A 15,013-nucleotide genomic window follows, 5' to 3' on the forward strand; every position below is an offset into this window, starting at 1 on the left:
GTCCCACGACAACCGTCCCACCTGACCACGCCCCCGAACCGGACAAGGGTTGATCGGGACCCCGGGGAGCGGGATCGGGAGAAATGTCCTCGAGTGGGCGTTGACGGGTGGTGTGGTGGGAGTCGTATGGTGCGGGAATGAGTTCGTACGACGTGGTCGTGGCCGGAGGCGGGCACAACGGGCTGGTGGCCGCCGCCTACCTGGCCGGAGCCGGGCGCAGGGTGCTGGTCCTGGAGCGGCACGACCACGTGGGCGGCCTGGCGATCTCCGCGCGACCCTTCCCCGGAGTCGACGTACGGCTGTCGCGCTACTCGTACCTGGTCAGCCTCCTCCCCACCGCGATCGCGCGGGACCTCGGCCTCGCCCTGGAGCTGCGCCGCCGCCGCTACGCCTCCTACACCCCCAAGGGCGACACGGGGCTGCTCGTGGACAACGAGGACGCCCAGGCGACGGCGGACTCGTTCGGCCGGGTCACCGGCGGCGAGGCCGACCACAAGGCCTGGCAGGACTTCTACGGCATGACCGCCCGCGTGGCGCGGCTGCTCGCGCCCACGCTGCTCGAACCCCTCCCCACCGCTTCCGAGGTCGAGCGCCTCGTCGGCCCCGAGGCCTGGCGGGACCTGTTCGGCAGGCCGATCGGGCAGACCGTGGCCGAGCGGTTCCGCGACGACACCGTACGCGGGGTCGTGCTCACCGACGCGCTGATCGGCACGTTCGCCGACACCGCCGCCGACCTCACGGCCAACCGGTGCTTCCTCTACCACGTGATCGGCGACGGCACCGGCGAGTGGAACGTCCCCGTCGGCGGCATGGGCGCCGTCTCGGCGGCGCTCGAGACGGCGGCCAGGCGCGCGGGCGCCGAGATCAGGACCGGGGCCGAGATCGTCGGGATCGCGCCGTCGGGCGAGGTCACCTTCACGGACGCCGACGGTGAGCACACGGTGCGCGGCGGGCACGTGCTGGTCAACCTGCCGCCCGCCGTGCTCGACCGGGCGCTCGGCCGCCCCGCGACGGTGCCCGAGGGCGCGCAGCTGAAGGTCAACATGGCGCTGACGAGGCTGCCCAGACTGAAGGACGCCTCCGTGGACCCGCGGGCGGCCTTCAGCGGCACGTTCCACATCAACGAGGGACGCGACCAGCTCGACGCGGCGTACCGGCAGGCGGCGGAGGGCCGGATCCCCGGGCTGCCCCCGGCCGAGGTCTACTGCCATTCGCTGACCGACCCGTCCATCCTCGGCCCCGAGCTCAGGGGCAGGGCGGAGACGCTGACGCTCTTCGGCCTCCACATGCCCGCCCGCCTTTTCCGGAAAAATCCGGAAAAGGCGAGGGAGGAGGCCCTGGCCGCCACGTACGCCTCGATCAATACCGTCCTGGCGGAGCCCATCGAGGACTGCCTGCTCAGGGCCCCCGACGGCACCCCGTGCGCCGAGGCCAAGACCCCCGTCGACCTCGAACGCGAGGCCGGGCTGCCGGGCGGCCACATCTTCCACACCGACCTGAGCTGGCCGTACGCGGAAGAAGGCGGGCGCTGGGGCGTGGAGACCGAGCACGAGCGCATCCTGCTGTGCGGCGCGAGCGCCCGCAGGGGCGGCGGCGTCAGCGGAATCGGCGGCCACAACGCGGCGATGGCCGTCCTGGGCCGCTAGGCGTCACCGAGCAGCTTCGTGGCCACCTCCATGGCCACGGACGCCCGCTCCGACTCCGGCACCTCCATGTCGAAGAGGAACGGGACGCTGCCCAGGATCACCGCGAACACCGCCAGCCGCGCCTCGAACCTGCGCACCGGATCGGCCCCCGGCACCTCCAGCAGGGACACCATCCTGATCATCCCGCGCTGCATCCGCTCGCCGGTGCGCATGCCCTGCATCACGCCCTGGTTGACCTGAGCGAACTTGAACAGCGGCCGCCACTGCCCCTCCAGCAGCTCCCCGATCCGCAGGAGGATCTCCCGCCTGGACTCCGGGGTCTTGGGCTGCGCGTGGCCCCATTCCACGAGCTCGTCGATCGAGTCGACCAGCCGCTCCCCGACGCTCGCCAGGATCTCCTCCTTGGTGCGGAAGTGGTAGTAGAGCGCCGGCCTGGTGATCTCCAGCCGCTCGGCCACCTCCTGCAGCGTGGTCTGTTCGTATCCGCGCTCGGCGAACAGCTCCAGCGCCACCTGCTGGATCCGATTCCTGGTGTCCGTCCGCCGCCCGGCCATTCCACTCCCTCACTTGACGACCGGCCCTCGCATTGCTTACTTTCGCGTAAGTAAGCAATGCGATCCGGCTTGTAGGGAGCAAGACTATGACGCAGACCTTCCCCGTCCAGCGCACGTGCCCGTTCGCGCCCCCGTCCGAGTACGAGGAGATGCGCGAGCAGGCCCCGCTCGTACGCGCCTCCCTCCCCGGCGGCGACGTCTGGCTCGTCACCCGGCACGCGGAGGCCAAGCAGGTCCTGTCCGGCACGGGCATCAGCACCAGCCCGGAGAGCCCCGGCCACCCCAACTGGGCGTTCAGGGCCGAGCAGCCCGGCCCGGAGGAGCGGGCCGCGATGCGAGCGTTCGCGGTCGGCCACTTCATCGACCTCGACCCGCCGGAGCACAACCGGTTCCGGCGGCTGCTCATCCCCGAGTTCACCGTCAGGCGGATCAAGGAGCTGCGGCCCGGCATCCAGCGCCTGGTCGACGACCTCATCGACGACATGCTGGCCAAGGGCGGGGAGGCGGAACTCGTCGAGGCGTTCGGGCTGGCGCTGCCGTCGCTGGTCATCTGCCAGCTGCTCGGGGTTCCGTACGAGGACCACGAGTTCTTCCAGTCGCGCACCCGCGAGGCGTTCGCCGACCTCAACGACCGCGACGCCAGCCGCAGGGCGATGATGGAGATCAGGGAGTACCTCGACGACCTGGTCACCAAGGCGGAGGCCGACCCGAGGGACGACCTCATCGGACGGGTGATCGAAAGCGGGCAGCTCACCCACGGAGAGCTGGTGGGCGTGACCTTCCTGCTGCTCGTCGCGGGCCACGAGACCACCGCCAACATGATCCCCCTCTCCGTGCTCACCCTCCTGCGCCACCCCGGCCAGCTCGCCGCCCTGCGCGCCGACCCCGACGGGTGGCCCATGGCGGTCGACGAACTGCTGCGCTACCTGTCGATCGTGGACTGGGTGGCGTTCGACCGGGTGGCCGTCGAGGACCAGGAGATCGGCGGGCAACTCGTCAGGAAGGGCGAGGGCATCTTCGTGCTCGGCGCCTCGGCCAACAGGGACGAGCGGGCGTTCGAGCGGCCCGACGAGTTCGACGCCGCACGCGGCGCCCGCAACCACGTGGCGTTCGGCTACGGCGTGCACCAGTGCCTGGGTCAGAACCTCGCCAGGGCCGAGATGGAGATCGCGCTGCGCACGCTGTTCGAGCGCCTTCCCGGCCTGCGGGTCACGGTGCCGGACGAGGAACTGCCGATCAAGCGCACGGCCCCCATCTTCGGCCTCACCGCGCTGCCCGTCACCTGGTGATCTCATGAAATGTGGCTGAGGGCGTTTATCAGGTTTTCATGATGAGCCTCTAGCGTTTGTCGCATGAGTGAGCCCGCACGGTTGCTGGTGGTGGACGACGAGCCCGCCTTGCGCGAGGCGCTGCAGTCGAGCCTGGAGTTCGAGGGGTACAAGGTCGTCACAGCCAACGACGGGCAGGCGGCGCTCGACGCGCTGTCGCGGGAGCCGTACGACGCGGTGCTGCTCGACGTCATGATGCCGAGGCTCGACGGGCTCACCGCGTGCCGCCGGCTGAGGGCGTCCGGCAACCACATCCCGGTCCTCATGCTCACCGCCCGCGACGCGGTGGGCGACCGGGTGTCGGGCCTCGACGCCGGGGCCGACGACTACCTGGTCAAGCCGTTCGAGCTGGACGAGCTGCTGGCGCGGGTCCGCGCACTGCTGCGGCGCGGCGCCCTGAGCGCGGCCACCCCCGAGGGGGACACGCTGTCGTACGGGGACCTGCGCATGGACCCGGCGACCCGGGAGGTCACGCGGGGCGAGCGCCGGCTCGACCTGACGAGGACCGAATACCTGCTGATGGAGCTGTTCCTGGCGCACCCGCGCCAGGTGCTGACCCGCGACCAGATCCTCAGCGAGGTGTGGGGCTTCGACTTCGAGCCGACGTCCAACTCGCTCGACGTGTACGTGATGTACCTGCGGCGCAAGACCGAGGCCGGGGGCGAGCCCCGGGTGATTCACACGGTGCGCGGGGTCGGCTATGTCCTGCGGGCCGCGCCGTGAGACGACGCAGCCTGCGGTCGCGGCTGATCCTCCTGGTCACGGTGGCCGTGGCGCTCGCCATCGCGGCCTGTGCCGCGCTGTCGTGGTTCATCGTCGAGAATCAGCTGATCAGGCAGCTCGACCAGAGCATCCTGGAGCCGGAGGGCAAGGGCGATCAGAAGTTCCTCCTCGAGCACTGCACGTCCGACGGCTCGCCCGACTACCACGACATGGCGACGCTGCTGCGTGCCGACGGCAGCACGTGCTCGCTCGGCTCGCCGATCGTGCCCACCGAGGAGGACCGGGGCGCGTGCGAGGGTTCCGGCGGCGAGCCGATCTTCCGCAACGGCGTGACGCGGGACGGCGAGGCGGTCCGGGTGGTGACGCTGAACTTCGGGCCGGGCGTCGCGGTGCTGGAGGCCAGGCCGCTGTACCACATCCGGATCACGCTGCGGAACACGGCGATTCTGCTGGCCGCCGTCGCCGCCGTGGGCGTGCTCGGCGCCGCGATCGCGGGCCTGCTCATCGCCAGGACCGCTCTGCGCCCCGTCGGCCGGCTCACCAAGGCGGTCGAGCACATCGCCAAGACCGAGGACCTCGACACCCGCATCCCCGTCACCGGCGACGACGAGATCGCCCGCCTGTCCTCCTCCTTCAACGCCATGACCACCGCCCTGGCCGGGTCCCGCGAGCGCCAGAAACAGCTCGTCGCCGACGCCGGCCACGAGCTGCGCACGCCCCTGACCACCCTGCGCACCAACATCGACCTGCTGCTGCGCAGCGAGCAGACCGGGCGCAGCCTCGACCCCCAGGCCAAGGAGCGCCTGCTGGTCAACGTGAAGGCGCAGTTCGCCGAGCTGACCACGCTCGTCGCCGACCTGCTCCAGCTGGCGCGCGGCGACACCGACCACGAGCCGCACGTCGAGCTGCCCTTCCACGAGGTGGTGACGGCGGCCGTGGAGCGGGCCAGGCTGCGCGGCGCCGAGGTGGTCACCGAGCTCAGCCCCTGGTACGTCGTGGGCGGCGCCGCCTCGCTGGAACGTGCCGTGCTCAACCTCATCGACAACGCCGCCAAGTTCAGCCCCGGCGGCGAGGTGGAGGTGCGGCTGGACGGCGGCCGGCTGACCGTGCGCGACCACGGACCAGGGCTGCCGGAGGAGGAGCTGCCGCACGTCTTCGAGCGGTTCTGGCGCTCCCCGTCCGCCCGCGGCCTGCCGGGGTCCGGGCTGGGCCTGGCGATCGTGGCGCAGGCCGTCGCCGAGGCCGGGGGAGAGGTACGCCTGGCGAACGCCCCCGGCGGCGGCGCCATCGCGACGATACGGCTGCCGGGAACTCTCATGCGCCGCTCAGAAACGGATAAGTCGGTATAAATCTCCGCCTCCTGAGCTGGGGGCTAGGGAACAGTTCAAAGATGTGTCAGCGAACGTGTGCGAACGTGTGTTTGAATTAGTCGGTAAAGCTCGCTGAGTGGGCGCGGTCGCAGGGTGTTCATCCGCAGACCGCATACCGGTGGTTCCGGGAAAGCAAGATGCCTGAACCGTTCACGAACAGTAGTGCGGGGGTCACGTTACCGACAGGCACCGACAAACATCGGTGATGCGCGGACGTGACAGGTCGGGACTCGCTTGGGCCTTGGCGGCCCTCCCGCTCCCGATTCCTGGCCAAGGACCCGGATCTGGCGGGCGTCTTCGCCGCGAACCTCAACTCGGCCACCGGCGCGGGCTCCGCCCTCCAGCAGGCCGGCAAGCTGGGCCAGGTCAAGATGGTCGGCTTCGACGCCGGGCCCGCCCAGGTGAAGCAGCTGAAGGACGGCGTGGTCCAGGCGCTCATCGCGCAATTGCCCGCCGACATCGGCGCCAAGGGCGTGGAGCAGGCGGTCGCCGCGGTCAAGGGGCAGCAGGTCACGCCGTCGCTGCCCACGGACGCCACCATCATCACCGCGGAGAACGTGGACCGGCCGGAGATCCAGAAGGTGCTCTACAAGGCCGGCTGCTAGCGGGAGGGACGAGGTCAGGCGGGCAGCGCGGCGAGGAGGAAGGCCAGGCGGGCGGCGGCGGACTCGACGTCCTCCGCCGTGCCGAGGCGGTAGCCCCACGAGGTGATGTACGCGCCCTCGTCGGAGCACGTCACGGTCTCCGCGAGGGTGGCCGAGAAGCGGTTGCGGACCGACACGTACGCCGGGTCGCTCGACAGGGCGAGGCTCTGCACCATCAGGTCGGCGTGGCGACCCGCGTGCCAGGCGAACCGCTCGAGGCACAGCGCGGTATCGAGCATCATGCGTCACCTCCGCAACGTCTCGCGACAGAATTGCACGATCTTGGGTGGGGAGGCAAGCAATTGCGGCGGTTAATGTGTTCCTTGTTTGCGGTATTCGTGAAGGATTCTGAGGATGATGTCCCGGCCTGATTCCTCGACCTCGGCCACCTTCGCGTAATCGTCGAAGGCCCGCACGTAGAAGGCGATGTCGTCCGGGTCGCGGAGGATCAGGTCCTTGGTCATCGTGGCCACCGAGACCATGGCCTCGTTGTAGATCCAGAAGCCGTTGACCGGGCTGGACGGCAGCTCGGAGACGAACGGGATCACGCCGAACTCCACGTTCGGCAGCGTGCTGACGGCCAGCAGCCGGTCGAGCTGGCCGCGCATCACCTCCGGCGGCGCGAGCGCCGTGCGCAGCGCCGCCTCCGTCACCACGAACCTGAACGTCCGCGTCCGGTCGTAGAGGATCTCCTGGCGCTGCATCCGCACGCGCACCGCGGCGTCGATCTGGTCGGCCGCGCTGTAGAGCCGCTTGACCTTGCGGAAGACGTGCCTGGCGTACTCGGACGTCTGCAGCAGGCCCACGATGATGCCGGGCTCGAACACCCTGAACAGCTTCGTGCGCGCCTCCAGGTCGCGGATGTCCTCCTGGAGGGCGGCCAGGCCGCTGCGGTGGCGCTGTTTCCAGTCGTCGTGCCGCTCCAGCAGCGCGATGGCCTGCCGGATCAGCTCGTCCGTCGTGTCGGGCGAGGCGCGTACGGCCTGCGCCCACACGACCACGTCATCCTCGGTGGCGGTCTGGCGGGCGTTCTCCAGGCGGGAGACCTTGGACGGCTGCCAGCGCAGCCGCTCGGCCAGCTCCTTGCCCGACAGATGTGCGGCCTCGCGCAGCTGGCGTAACTGGCTGCCGAGGTCGATGCGCGCCTGCTGAAAGGACGTCACGCCGCAAGAGGCTAGACCCGCTTGCGCCGATCATGCCAGTGCCGGCCGCAAATGTGATCAAGCGGTGGCCGAGGGTGTCGCTCCGCTGGTCGGGAAAGCGTTTGCTGGGCGGTCGGTCACCACCCGGCGGGCGATTTCGGTGATGAGCTCGCGGGGGACCTCGACGGCTGTCTCGCCGTCGAGCACGTCACGGAGGTCGGCCAGCGCCTCCGCGTCGGTGACTTGCAGGCCTTGCACGACGATGGTGCCACGGTCGGTCTCGTACAGGGTGGGACAGGCGCCCGCCTCCGACGTTGAGCCGAGGAACCGCATGCGCATGAGGATCCTTCCCCGATAAACAGATGCAATTGCGCGCAATTGTATGGCTCGGGGGAGCGGCATGTGATCGTTTCTCCGGAAATTAGATGAGAATCCCTTCCATAAACTCCTGTGCCCGTTTGAACAACTCCAGGGTGGTTGCGTGGAGAGCGTCCCCTATGTCCTTGGGGGCCTTCCCCGCGAAGGCTCGCGCGTGCGTGCCCTCGAGCACGATGCCGAGCTTGAAGCAGGCCATGACCGCGTACCACCCGACGGCCGACATGTCCCGCTCCGACAGCGCCGCGTAGTACGCGATCAGCTCGCGCGGCTCCGGCAGCCCGGGGACGTGGCCGCCGTTGATCGGCCACGTCGCCAGCAGCCAGCCGAGGTCCACCAGCGGATCGCCGATCGTGCACATCTCCCAGTCCACGATCGCGGCGACGCGTGGGCCGTCGGGGGCGAACATCAGGTTCGCGAAGTGGTAGTCGCCGTGCATGATCCCCGGCGTGAACGCCGGAGGCAGGTGCCGGGTGAGCCAGCCGGCCGTCTCGGCCAGCCCGGGGATGTCGGGGCCGGGGTAGCCGTCGAGCTCGCCGTACGAGTCGAGCTCCTTGAGCCAGCGCGGCACCTGCCGCTCCAGGAACCCCTCGGGCCGGCCGAAGCCCGGCAGCACCCCGGGATCGACCCGCCCCAGCTCGGCCAGCGCGGCGGCGGCCTCCAGCCCCATGCGGTGCCTGATCGCCGGGTCGGAGGCGTGCGGCTCCGGCAGCCCGAGCGAAGGGTTGAACCCCGCGACCGGCACCATCAGGTAGAACACCGGCTCGCGCGCGGTCTGCGCGGCCACCAGCCTGGGTACGGGGACGGGCGTGTCCCGCAGCGCCGCCAGCACGCGCGCCTCGCGGCGCAGCACCTCGTCGCTCCCGCGCCGGGCGTGCAGGGGAGGCCGGCGCAGGACGTACGGGACGCCGCCGCGCTCGAAGCGCACCATGACGTTCTGCGTGCCGCCCGGGACCGGCGCGACGCCCTCGATCGGGCCGGCGGGCAGGCCCTGGGCGTCCATCCACGCGCCGAGGTCGGCGAAGTCGATGGCGCTGACGTCGATGTGCGTGGAGGTCATGCCCCGGCCCTCCCGGCAGAATGATGTTCGGTCGGACCGAACCTACGAGAGCGCCGCCACCACGGTCAATGGCCCCCGCCGTCGTGAGGGAGACACCGTGGCGAAATAGATCAAACAGAAGCGGATGGAGTCTTGGGTGTCGCTACGTTCGACTGGGTCAGATCAGATCCCGGCAGCCACCCTGGCGGTAGCGCGGGCAGCCTTCCCGAAGGAAGCCTGGCGATCCGCATCCGAGATGCGTTGGGTGTCCTGTTCCAGGACGAGGACTTCGCCGTAGCCTTCTCCACTCGTGGTCGTCCGGCGCTGTCACCTGCCCGGCTGGCGTTGGTGTCGATCCTGCGGTTCGGTGAAGAGCTGTCCGACCGGCAGACGGCGGAGGCCGTGCGAGCGCGAATCGATTGGAAGTACGCGCTCGGGCTGGAGCTGACCGACGCGGGCTTTGACTACTCGGTGCTCAGCGAGTTCCGGGATCGCCTGGTCGTAGGATCGCTTGAACAAAGCCTGCTCGACACGATCCTGGAGCGCGCGGTAACTGCCGGGATGCTTCGCGCCGGCGGTCGGCAGCGGACCGACTCCACCCACGTGCTCATGGCCATGCGCACGATGAATCGGCTGGAGCAGGTGCATGAAACGGTGCGCGCCGCGCTCAACGCGCTGGCCGCCGCAGCCCCCGGCTGGCTGCCGGCCCAGGCCGAACCCGGATGGTTCGAGCGCTACGAGGTCCGCGTTGAGGACTGTCGACTACCCGAGAACCGCGCACAACCTCGCACGCGCCGATCGCCGCGGCATCGAGCTGCTGGGACCGATGATGCCCGACAATGCCTGGCAAAGTGCCGAGGGCAACGGCTTCGCCGTCAGTGACTTCACCATCGATTGGGACAACCGTGTCATGACCTGTCCGACCGGAGCCACCAGCTTGCCCTGGGCCAGCGAGATCGATCAAGGCGGGACTCCGGTCATTCGTGTGCGCTTTTCGATGCGTGACTGCAGGAACTGTCCCAGCCGGGACCTTTGCACCCGTGGGACCAAAGGCCGACCTATCACCCTGCGCCCGCGAGAGGAGCATGAAGCTCTGCAACGTGCCCGGCGGAGACAAAGCACCGACGAATGGCAGCAACGCTACGCTCACCGGGCAGGCATCGAGGGCACCATCGCCCAAGGTGTCAAAGGCTTCGGCCTGCGGCGGTCCCGCTACCGCAGCATGATGCGTAGGCGTTTCGTCTTGTCTGCTCCCGGGAAGTGAAGGCCGCACGGCAAGCGCAGTGAGGACGGCTTCACTCTGCAGGCCGGCTTGTGGATAGCGGTGGCGTCTGCGGAGCAGGAACCTGTTCGAAGGCGTTCGAGACCCCGGGCATGCTTTTCGCCTTTCTGATCACTGGACCGTAGTCCGCGCCGGGCTCCATGGTGAGGAGAAACGACTCGTTCATGTCTTTGATCCCTACGTCCGTCATCTGAGGAGCGAATTTGCGGAATCTGGCGAGTGCGGCGGCCTGGTCCTCGAAGGTGACGCTCGCGACCCCTGGTAGTTTGCCCAGCGTTCGCTCGACGTCCGCCTTTTGCTGTTCGGTGATCGCTGTACCCCTGCCCGGCGGGTCGGCCATGATGCCTCCGCACGCGGGCCATGGTGAGTCCTGCTTGCACAGAAAGACCCTGATTCCCGGCTCTTTCGAGCTCATCAGCACGAACTGGTGCAGGCTCGCCGCCCTGACGTCGTGATCCGTTGCGGCACTGTGATCCGGTGAGGGGGTACCGCTGGGTGCCAGTGCGACCGCGGCCACGATGCCGGCGAGGGCGACAGGTGTGGCCACGGCCACAAGCCGCAACCGGAGGGAGAAGCCGCGACGGCCACGGGTGGCGAAGGCGCGCGCGAGGTCGGCTTCGCGGCGGCGCTGGTAGGCGTCCTCGGTGTTGGGGCGCAAGGAGGTGATCAGGCCGTTGAGGTCGTTCATGACTGCTCCAGGAACGTGGGCTGGGTGAGGTTGAGCGCTTCGGTGAGACGGCGACGGGCGCGGTGCAGTCGTACGTTGAAGGTGCGAGCCGAGCAACCGGCGATCTTCGCGGCCTCGGCCGGGGTGAGGCCGTACCAGCTGGCCAGCAGCACGGCCTCGGCATCGAGCTCGGATAGCTCCGCGAGCGCTGTCAGCGCCGCCTGGCGCGCGGCCACCTGCTCGGCCACGTCGTCGGCAGGGGCAAGTTCGGCGAGCCGTACGACCAGGTTGTGCCTGCGCGCAGTGGTGCGGCGTTGCGTCCGTACCAAGTTGCGAGCCACGCCGAGCAACCACGGCAGCGGTGGCTCTGGTAGGCGGCCGAGTTTTCGCCACGCGATCACAAAGGTCTCGCTGGCGATGTCCTCGGCCGTCTCCTGATCGGCTCGCAGCAGCACGTAGCTGAGCACGCTGCGGTAGTGCTCCTCATACAGCGCGGTGAGTCGCGCTTGTGAATCGTCCACGCCTGGTAATGACCTCAACAGCCCCTTGATTACCTGTCCGGGGAGAAATGATCTCTAGGATCCCCTCCCGACGTTCTTGGTATGTGTGAGCTCAGCGGTGAAACCGGGCCAGGCACACGTCCCCAACACGTGATACGCCCCGTGGTCACAGCGGTGATCACGGGGCCGCTTCCGTCTTATCTACTTCGCCAACAGGGTCCGTGACGGAGAGCCGGGGGCGTCATCGACCGGTTGCCCACCTGGGAGGTCGCTTCTCCATGAACGCGGCGATGCCCTCCCGCCCCTCCTCCGAGGTGAAGCGCTCCGCGGACAGCTCGCTCATCCGCCGCAGCCCCTCCTCGAACGGCATCCCGGGCACCTCCCGCACCAGCCGCTTCGTGATGGCCAGCGCCTCGGGAGCGCCCTTGATGAGCAGGTCGGCGAAGCGCGCCACCGTCGCGTCCAGCTCCTCCTCCGGCACCGCCCGCGACACCAGCCCGATCTCCGCCGCGCGGGCCGCGCCGAACACCTCGCCGGTCAGGAAGTACTCGGCCGCCGCCCGCGGCTCCACCCTGCGCAGCACCGGCACCGAGATCATGGCCGGGACGACGCCGAGCCGTACCTCGGAGAACGCGAACGACGCCGACAGCGGCGCGATCGCGAAGTCGCACGCCGTCACCAGGCCGAGCCCGCCCGCCCGCGCCGTGCCGTTGAGCCGGCAGATGACCGGCTTCGGGCTCTCCCAGAGCATCGAGAGGATCTCCGGCAGCGACGCCGTCACCGGCGCGTCGCCCACGCCCCCGGAGGACCGCTGCTCCTTGAGATCGGCACCGGAGCAGAACACCGTGCCGGTGCCGGTCAGCACGATCACCCTGGCCTCCGGCTCGGCCAGCGCCCAGCGCAGCCGGTCCGCCAGGTCGGCGAGGAGCCGTACGGACAGCGCGTTGCGGTTGGGCGGCGAGTCGAGCGTGACGGTCGCGACGCCCCCCGCCAGCTCCTTGTGGACCAGGCTCGTCATGAAGTCCTCCCCGATGATCGCCGGCACGTGTCGAATGTACGCCGGACGCCGCCACCCCGCCGGACGGCACCACGAGGCCGTGCCGCGTCGAACCGGCACGGCCTCGCGCGCGAGGATGTCAGGAGCAGTGGCTCCAGCCGGACTTCCAGCTCTGCGAGCCGAACGTGCCGCCCCAGATCACGCACTTCTTCTTGGCCGGCAGGCGCACCGGGCCGGCGTAGGCGCTGAACTTGCCGGGGTCGCTCCCCTTGGAGCCGCCCTTGACCTGCAGGATCGCGTTCATCGAGACCTTGCCGGGCCACACCAGGCGCGACATCGTGAGCACGCAGTTCTTGCCCGTGCCGGAGCTGTAGAGCAGGTAGACGGTGGCGCTCGAGCCCAGCGCGTGCGAGTCCACGACCTTGTAGCCGGAGCCGCACACCGACGTCGCCTTGTACGGGTTCGGCTTCGGCGCGGGCGGGGGCTTCTTGTTCGACTTCGTGGTCGGGACGGGAAGCGTCCTCGTCGGCCCCTCGGACGGCCTGGAGGTCGGCTCCTCCTCCGGGGCGATCATGTTCGACCTCCGCTTCTTCCTGGTCGGCTCGGGCCGGGCCGTCGTCGCCTGGGGCTGCGGGTAGGTCGTGACCTGGTTCGGGACGCGGGTGGGCTTGGTGGTCTTCTTCGGCTTCCTGGTCCTCGGGGGGTCGAGGGTGGGGACCGTGATCGAGGGGGGCGGGGTCTGCTGCACGGACGGCGGGTTCTGGCCCGCGCCCGCTCCGTCGCCGTTGGTGCTGGTGGTGGTGTTGCCCACGGACACCACCGGCACCTCCTTGCTGTTCGCCTGGACCACCATGGCGCCGGCCACCACGAGCAGGGTGGCGGCCGCGGCGCCGGACAGGGCGAGCGTCAGGGTGCGGCGCTGCTTGCCGTTCCGGCCGTCCCCGGCGCCCGACGGGTCGCCGGCCCCGGGGGCACCCGTTCCCGGGCCGCCCGGCCCGTTCGGGGTTCCCTGGTAGGGCGGCATGCCCTGGCCGTGAGGCGGCATGCCGGCCACCGCGCCCAGGTGGCCGCCGCTGGGAGCGCCAGGGGGCGTCCCGCCCGGCTGGGGACCGTACGGCGACCCGGGGCCGCCCACGGGCGGCATGGCGGATCGAGGGTCGTTGCCGGGCATGCCGGGATGGGCGCCGCCAGGCATGGAGGGATGGGCGCCGCCGCCGGGCATGCCCGCCTGCGGCCCGCTCCCCGTGATCTGCGGGTTTCCGGACGCCGCGCCTCCCATGGCCGCCGCCTGGCCGGGCCCGCCCTGGGCGGCGGGTCCGTGCGCGCCAGGGAACTGGCCGCCCTGCACCGGGCCCGTCTGCCCGGGACCGGTCTGGACCTGGCCGGGCTGGACCTGGCCGGGCTGGACCTGGCCGGGCTGCATGGGGCCGGGCTGGATGAGACCGTGCTGGAGGGGGTCGCTCTGGGAGGAGGCCGCGGCCGGGCGGCCGTACGCGCCCGTCTCGGGCGGGCGCGTGCCCTGGGGGCCCGTCTGGGCCGGGGAGCCCACGGGGGTGGGCTGGGTCCACGGGCCCGGGTAGACGTCCGGGCCGGCGGCGGTGCCGCCCTCCGGCCCGGCCGTCCCCGGCTGCGGGGACCGGCCCGGGACGCCGGCGCCGGGTGAGGGCTGACCGGGGGAGAGGTGAGAGGTGAGGTGCTGGCCCGTCACCGGCTCGACGGCCGCGTTCGGGGCGGGCTGGCCGGTGAGGCGGACGATGATCTCGCTCGCGCCGGGCCGGTGCGCCGGGTCCTTGGACAGGCACGCGGCCACCAGCTCGGCCAGCACGCTGCCGCCGTCCATGCCCCCGAGCTCCGGCTCCTCGTTCAGGATCCGGTTCATCACCACGGGGATGGAGTCGGCGCCGAAGGCGGGCTTGCCCGTCGCCGCGTACACCATCGTGACGCCCCACGCGAACACGTCGGCCGCCTCCGACACCGCAGCCCCGGTCAGCTGCTCGGGTGCCAGGTACGAGGGCGTGCCCATGGCCATCCCCGTGGCGGTCGCGCCGGGGGAGTCGAGGGCGCGGGCGATGCCGAAGTCGATCACGACGGGACCCTCGGGCCCCATGAGCACGTTGGCGGGCTTGAAGTCCCGGTGCAGGATCCCTGCGCGGTGGATGGCCGCCAGCGCCGTGGCCGTGCTGATCGCGAGCCGTTCGAGCGCCGCTCCCCGTCGCGGCCCCTCGTTGATGACCAGCTCCCGGAGCGACGGCCCCGGGACGTACTCGCTCACGATGTACGGCCGGCTGCCGTCCAGGTCGGCGTGGAGCACGGGCGCGGTGCAGAACCTGGCCACCCGCTGCGCCACCGCCACCTCGCGCAGGAACCGCGTCCGCGCGTCGGAATCGGCCACCAGGGCGTTGTGCAGCAGCTTGACCGCGACCTGTTCCCCGGAGTCGCTCCTGCCCAAGTACACGACGCCCTGGCCGCCCTCGCCGAGCCGGGCGACGATGTCATACGTCCCCAGCCGCCGCGGATCGTCCGCCGCCAGCGGCTGGGACTGATTCACGTCGGACCCCCATAACAACCTAATAGATGAGGCAAAACGCTACCAGCGGGATGCTTGGGACGTCTGCCGGACCTGCCAGAAGTTTCATGTTCTGACGATGGATGTCAGGTGTGGAGCGGTCCTTCGTCCCAGGTCGTGCGGCTACGCAGGGGCAATGTCACGGCTTGGTCAAGGTGCCGGGCACGTGCTAGATGTCCG

15 protein-coding genes and 1 pseudogene are annotated in these 15,013 nt (G+C 70.3%); 7 read left to right on the top strand and 9 right to left on the bottom strand.

Going from position 1 to position 15,013, the window contains the following annotated elements:
* The first annotated feature begins 137 nt into the window (after nucleotides 1-137).
* Nucleotides 138-1,646 carry a phytoene desaturase family protein gene (locus FH608_RS47260; protein ID WP_139637759.1) on the top strand — a complete coding sequence of 503 codons (1,509 nt, stop codon included), beginning with the start codon at nucleotides 138-140 and terminating at the stop codon, nucleotides 1,644-1,646.
* Here the strand turns inward: FH608_RS47260 and FH608_RS47265 are convergent.
* Nucleotides 1,643-2,200 carry a TetR/AcrR family transcriptional regulator gene (locus tag FH608_RS47265; RefSeq protein ID WP_139637760.1) on the bottom strand — a complete coding sequence of 186 codons (558 nt, stop codon included), beginning with the start codon at nucleotides 2,198-2,200 and terminating at the stop codon, nucleotides 1,643-1,645. The genes FH608_RS47260 and FH608_RS47265 overlap by 4 nt on opposite strands.
* A gap of 86 nt (nucleotides 2,201-2,286) precedes the next feature.
* Between FH608_RS47265 and FH608_RS47270 the strand changes: the two genes are divergently transcribed.
* From FH608_RS47270 to FH608_RS47285, 4 genes are all read left to right on the top strand, one after another.
* The gene (locus tag FH608_RS47270) at nucleotides 2,287-3,489 is read left to right on the top strand and encodes a cytochrome P450 (RefSeq protein ID WP_139637761.1); all 1,203 of its coding nucleotides are present in this window, start codon (nucleotides 2,287-2,289) and stop codon (nucleotides 3,487-3,489) included.
* 63 nt (nucleotides 3,490-3,552) lie between these two features.
* The gene (locus FH608_RS47275; protein ID WP_139637762.1) at nucleotides 3,553-4,251 is read left to right on the top strand and encodes a response regulator transcription factor; all 699 of its coding nucleotides are present in this window, start codon (nucleotides 3,553-3,555) and stop codon (nucleotides 4,249-4,251) included.
* Nucleotides 4,248-5,600 (top strand): sensor histidine kinase, encoded by a 1,353-nt coding sequence (locus tag FH608_RS47280; protein WP_139637763.1) that lies wholly within the window; start codon nucleotides 4,248-4,250, stop codon nucleotides 5,598-5,600. Before FH608_RS47275 ends, FH608_RS47280 begins: the two co-directional genes overlap by 4 nt.
* Nucleotides 5,601-5,836: 236 nt before the next feature.
* Nucleotides 5,837-6,226 carry a substrate-binding domain-containing protein gene (locus FH608_RS47285; RefSeq protein WP_139637764.1) on the top strand — a complete coding sequence of 130 codons (390 nt, stop codon included), beginning with the start codon at nucleotides 5,837-5,839 and terminating at the stop codon, nucleotides 6,224-6,226.
* A 14-nt stretch (nucleotides 6,227-6,240) separates the two neighbouring features.
* On the opposite strand, the gene FH608_RS47290 is transcribed toward FH608_RS47285, so the two are convergent.
* The 4 genes from FH608_RS47290 to FH608_RS47305 form a co-directional block, all read right to left on the bottom strand.
* Nucleotides 6,241-6,507: a hypothetical protein gene (locus tag FH608_RS47290; protein WP_139637765.1), complete on the bottom strand. Its 267-nt coding sequence runs from the start codon at nucleotides 6,505-6,507 to the stop codon at nucleotides 6,241-6,243.
* Nucleotides 6,508-6,576: 69 nt separating this feature from the next.
* On the bottom strand, nucleotides 6,577-7,428 hold the full coding sequence (locus FH608_RS47295; RefSeq protein ID WP_139637766.1) for a helix-turn-helix domain-containing protein: 852 nt from the start codon (nucleotides 7,426-7,428) through the stop codon (nucleotides 6,577-6,579).
* A gap of 57 nt (nucleotides 7,429-7,485) precedes the next feature.
* A complete protein-coding gene (locus FH608_RS47300; protein WP_139637767.1) occupies nucleotides 7,486-7,746 on the bottom strand; it encodes a hypothetical protein in 261 nt (86 codons plus the stop codon).
* A gap of 82 nt (nucleotides 7,747-7,828) precedes the next feature.
* Nucleotides 7,829-8,842, bottom strand: a complete 1,014-nt coding sequence (locus tag FH608_RS47305) for a phosphotransferase family protein (protein WP_139637768.1) — start codon at nucleotides 8,840-8,842, stop codon at nucleotides 7,829-7,831.
* 136 nt (nucleotides 8,843-8,978) lie between these two features.
* On the opposite strand from FH608_RS47305, the pseudogene FH608_RS47310 reads away from it, so the two are divergent.
* Both FH608_RS47310 and FH608_RS54615 read left to right on the top strand, forming a co-directional pair.
* Nucleotides 8,979-9,592: pseudogene (locus tag FH608_RS47310) on the top strand (transposase); the annotation flags it as partial.
* 139 nt (nucleotides 9,593-9,731) lie between these two features.
* Complete coding sequence (locus tag FH608_RS54615) at nucleotides 9,732-10,085, top strand: transposase (RefSeq protein WP_226900530.1); 354 nt, start codon at nucleotides 9,732-9,734, stop codon at nucleotides 10,083-10,085.
* Between the two features lie 31 nt (nucleotides 10,086-10,116).
* Here the strand turns inward: FH608_RS54615 and FH608_RS47320 are convergent, their stop codons facing one another.
* From FH608_RS47320 to FH608_RS54060, 4 genes are all read right to left on the bottom strand, one after another.
* Nucleotides 10,117-10,791, bottom strand: coding sequence for a permease-like cell division protein FtsX (locus FH608_RS47320; RefSeq protein ID WP_139637770.1), 675 nt, complete (start codon nucleotides 10,789-10,791; stop codon nucleotides 10,117-10,119).
* Complete coding sequence (locus FH608_RS47325; RefSeq protein ID WP_139637771.1) at nucleotides 10,788-11,291, bottom strand: RNA polymerase sigma factor; 504 nt, start codon at nucleotides 11,289-11,291, stop codon at nucleotides 10,788-10,790. Before FH608_RS47325 ends, FH608_RS47320 begins: the two co-directional genes overlap by 4 nt.
* Nucleotides 11,292-11,511: 220 nt before the next feature.
* The gene (locus FH608_RS47330; RefSeq protein WP_139637813.1) at nucleotides 11,512-12,288 is read right to left on the bottom strand and encodes an enoyl-CoA hydratase-related protein; all 777 of its coding nucleotides are present in this window, start codon (nucleotides 12,286-12,288) and stop codon (nucleotides 11,512-11,514) included.
* 118 nt (nucleotides 12,289-12,406) lie between these two features.
* On the bottom strand, nucleotides 12,407-14,815 hold the full coding sequence (locus FH608_RS54060; RefSeq protein WP_264372956.1) for a serine/threonine protein kinase: 2,409 nt from the start codon (nucleotides 14,813-14,815) through the stop codon (nucleotides 12,407-12,409).
* Between the last annotated feature and the right edge of the window lie 198 nt (nucleotides 14,816-15,013).

Source organism: Nonomuraea phyllanthi (genome assembly GCF_006334985.2).
Classification (GTDB): Bacteria; Actinomycetota; Actinomycetes; order Streptosporangiales; family Streptosporangiaceae; genus Nonomuraea; species Nonomuraea phyllanthi.

Bases quoted from the DNA above. Each gene is read 5' to 3' on its own strand.
- FH608_RS54615 (WP_226900530.1), top strand. From the start codon at position 9,732: ATGACCTGTCCGACCGGAGCCACCAGCTTGCCCTGGGCCAGCGAGATC.
- FH608_RS47275 (WP_139637762.1), top strand. From the start codon at position 3,553: ATGAGTGAGCCCGCACGGTTGCTGGTGGTGGACGACGAGCCCGCCTTG.
- FH608_RS47320 (WP_139637770.1), bottom strand. From the start codon at position 10,791: ATGAACGACCTCAACGGCCTGATCACCTCCTTGCGCCCCAACACCGAG.
- FH608_RS47265 (WP_139637760.1), bottom strand. From the start codon at position 2,200: ATGGCCGGGCGGCGGACGGACACCAGGAATCGGATCCAGCAGGTGGCG.
- FH608_RS47270 (WP_139637761.1), top strand. From the start codon at position 2,287: ATGACGCAGACCTTCCCCGTCCAGCGCACGTGCCCGTTCGCGCCCCCG.
- FH608_RS47330 (WP_139637813.1), bottom strand. From the start codon at position 12,288: ATGACGAGCCTGGTCCACAAGGAGCTGGCGGGGGGCGTCGCGACCGTC.
- FH608_RS47305 (WP_139637768.1), bottom strand. From the start codon at position 8,842: ATGACCTCCACGCACATCGACGTCAGCGCCATCGACTTCGCCGACCTC.
- FH608_RS47300 (WP_139637767.1), bottom strand. From the start codon at position 7,746: ATGCGCATGCGGTTCCTCGGCTCAACGTCGGAGGCGGGCGCCTGTCCC.
- FH608_RS47260 (WP_139637759.1), top strand. From the start codon at position 138: ATGAGTTCGTACGACGTGGTCGTGGCCGGAGGCGGGCACAACGGGCTG.
- FH608_RS47290 (WP_139637765.1), bottom strand. From the start codon at position 6,507: ATGATGCTCGATACCGCGCTGTGCCTCGAGCGGTTCGCCTGGCACGCG.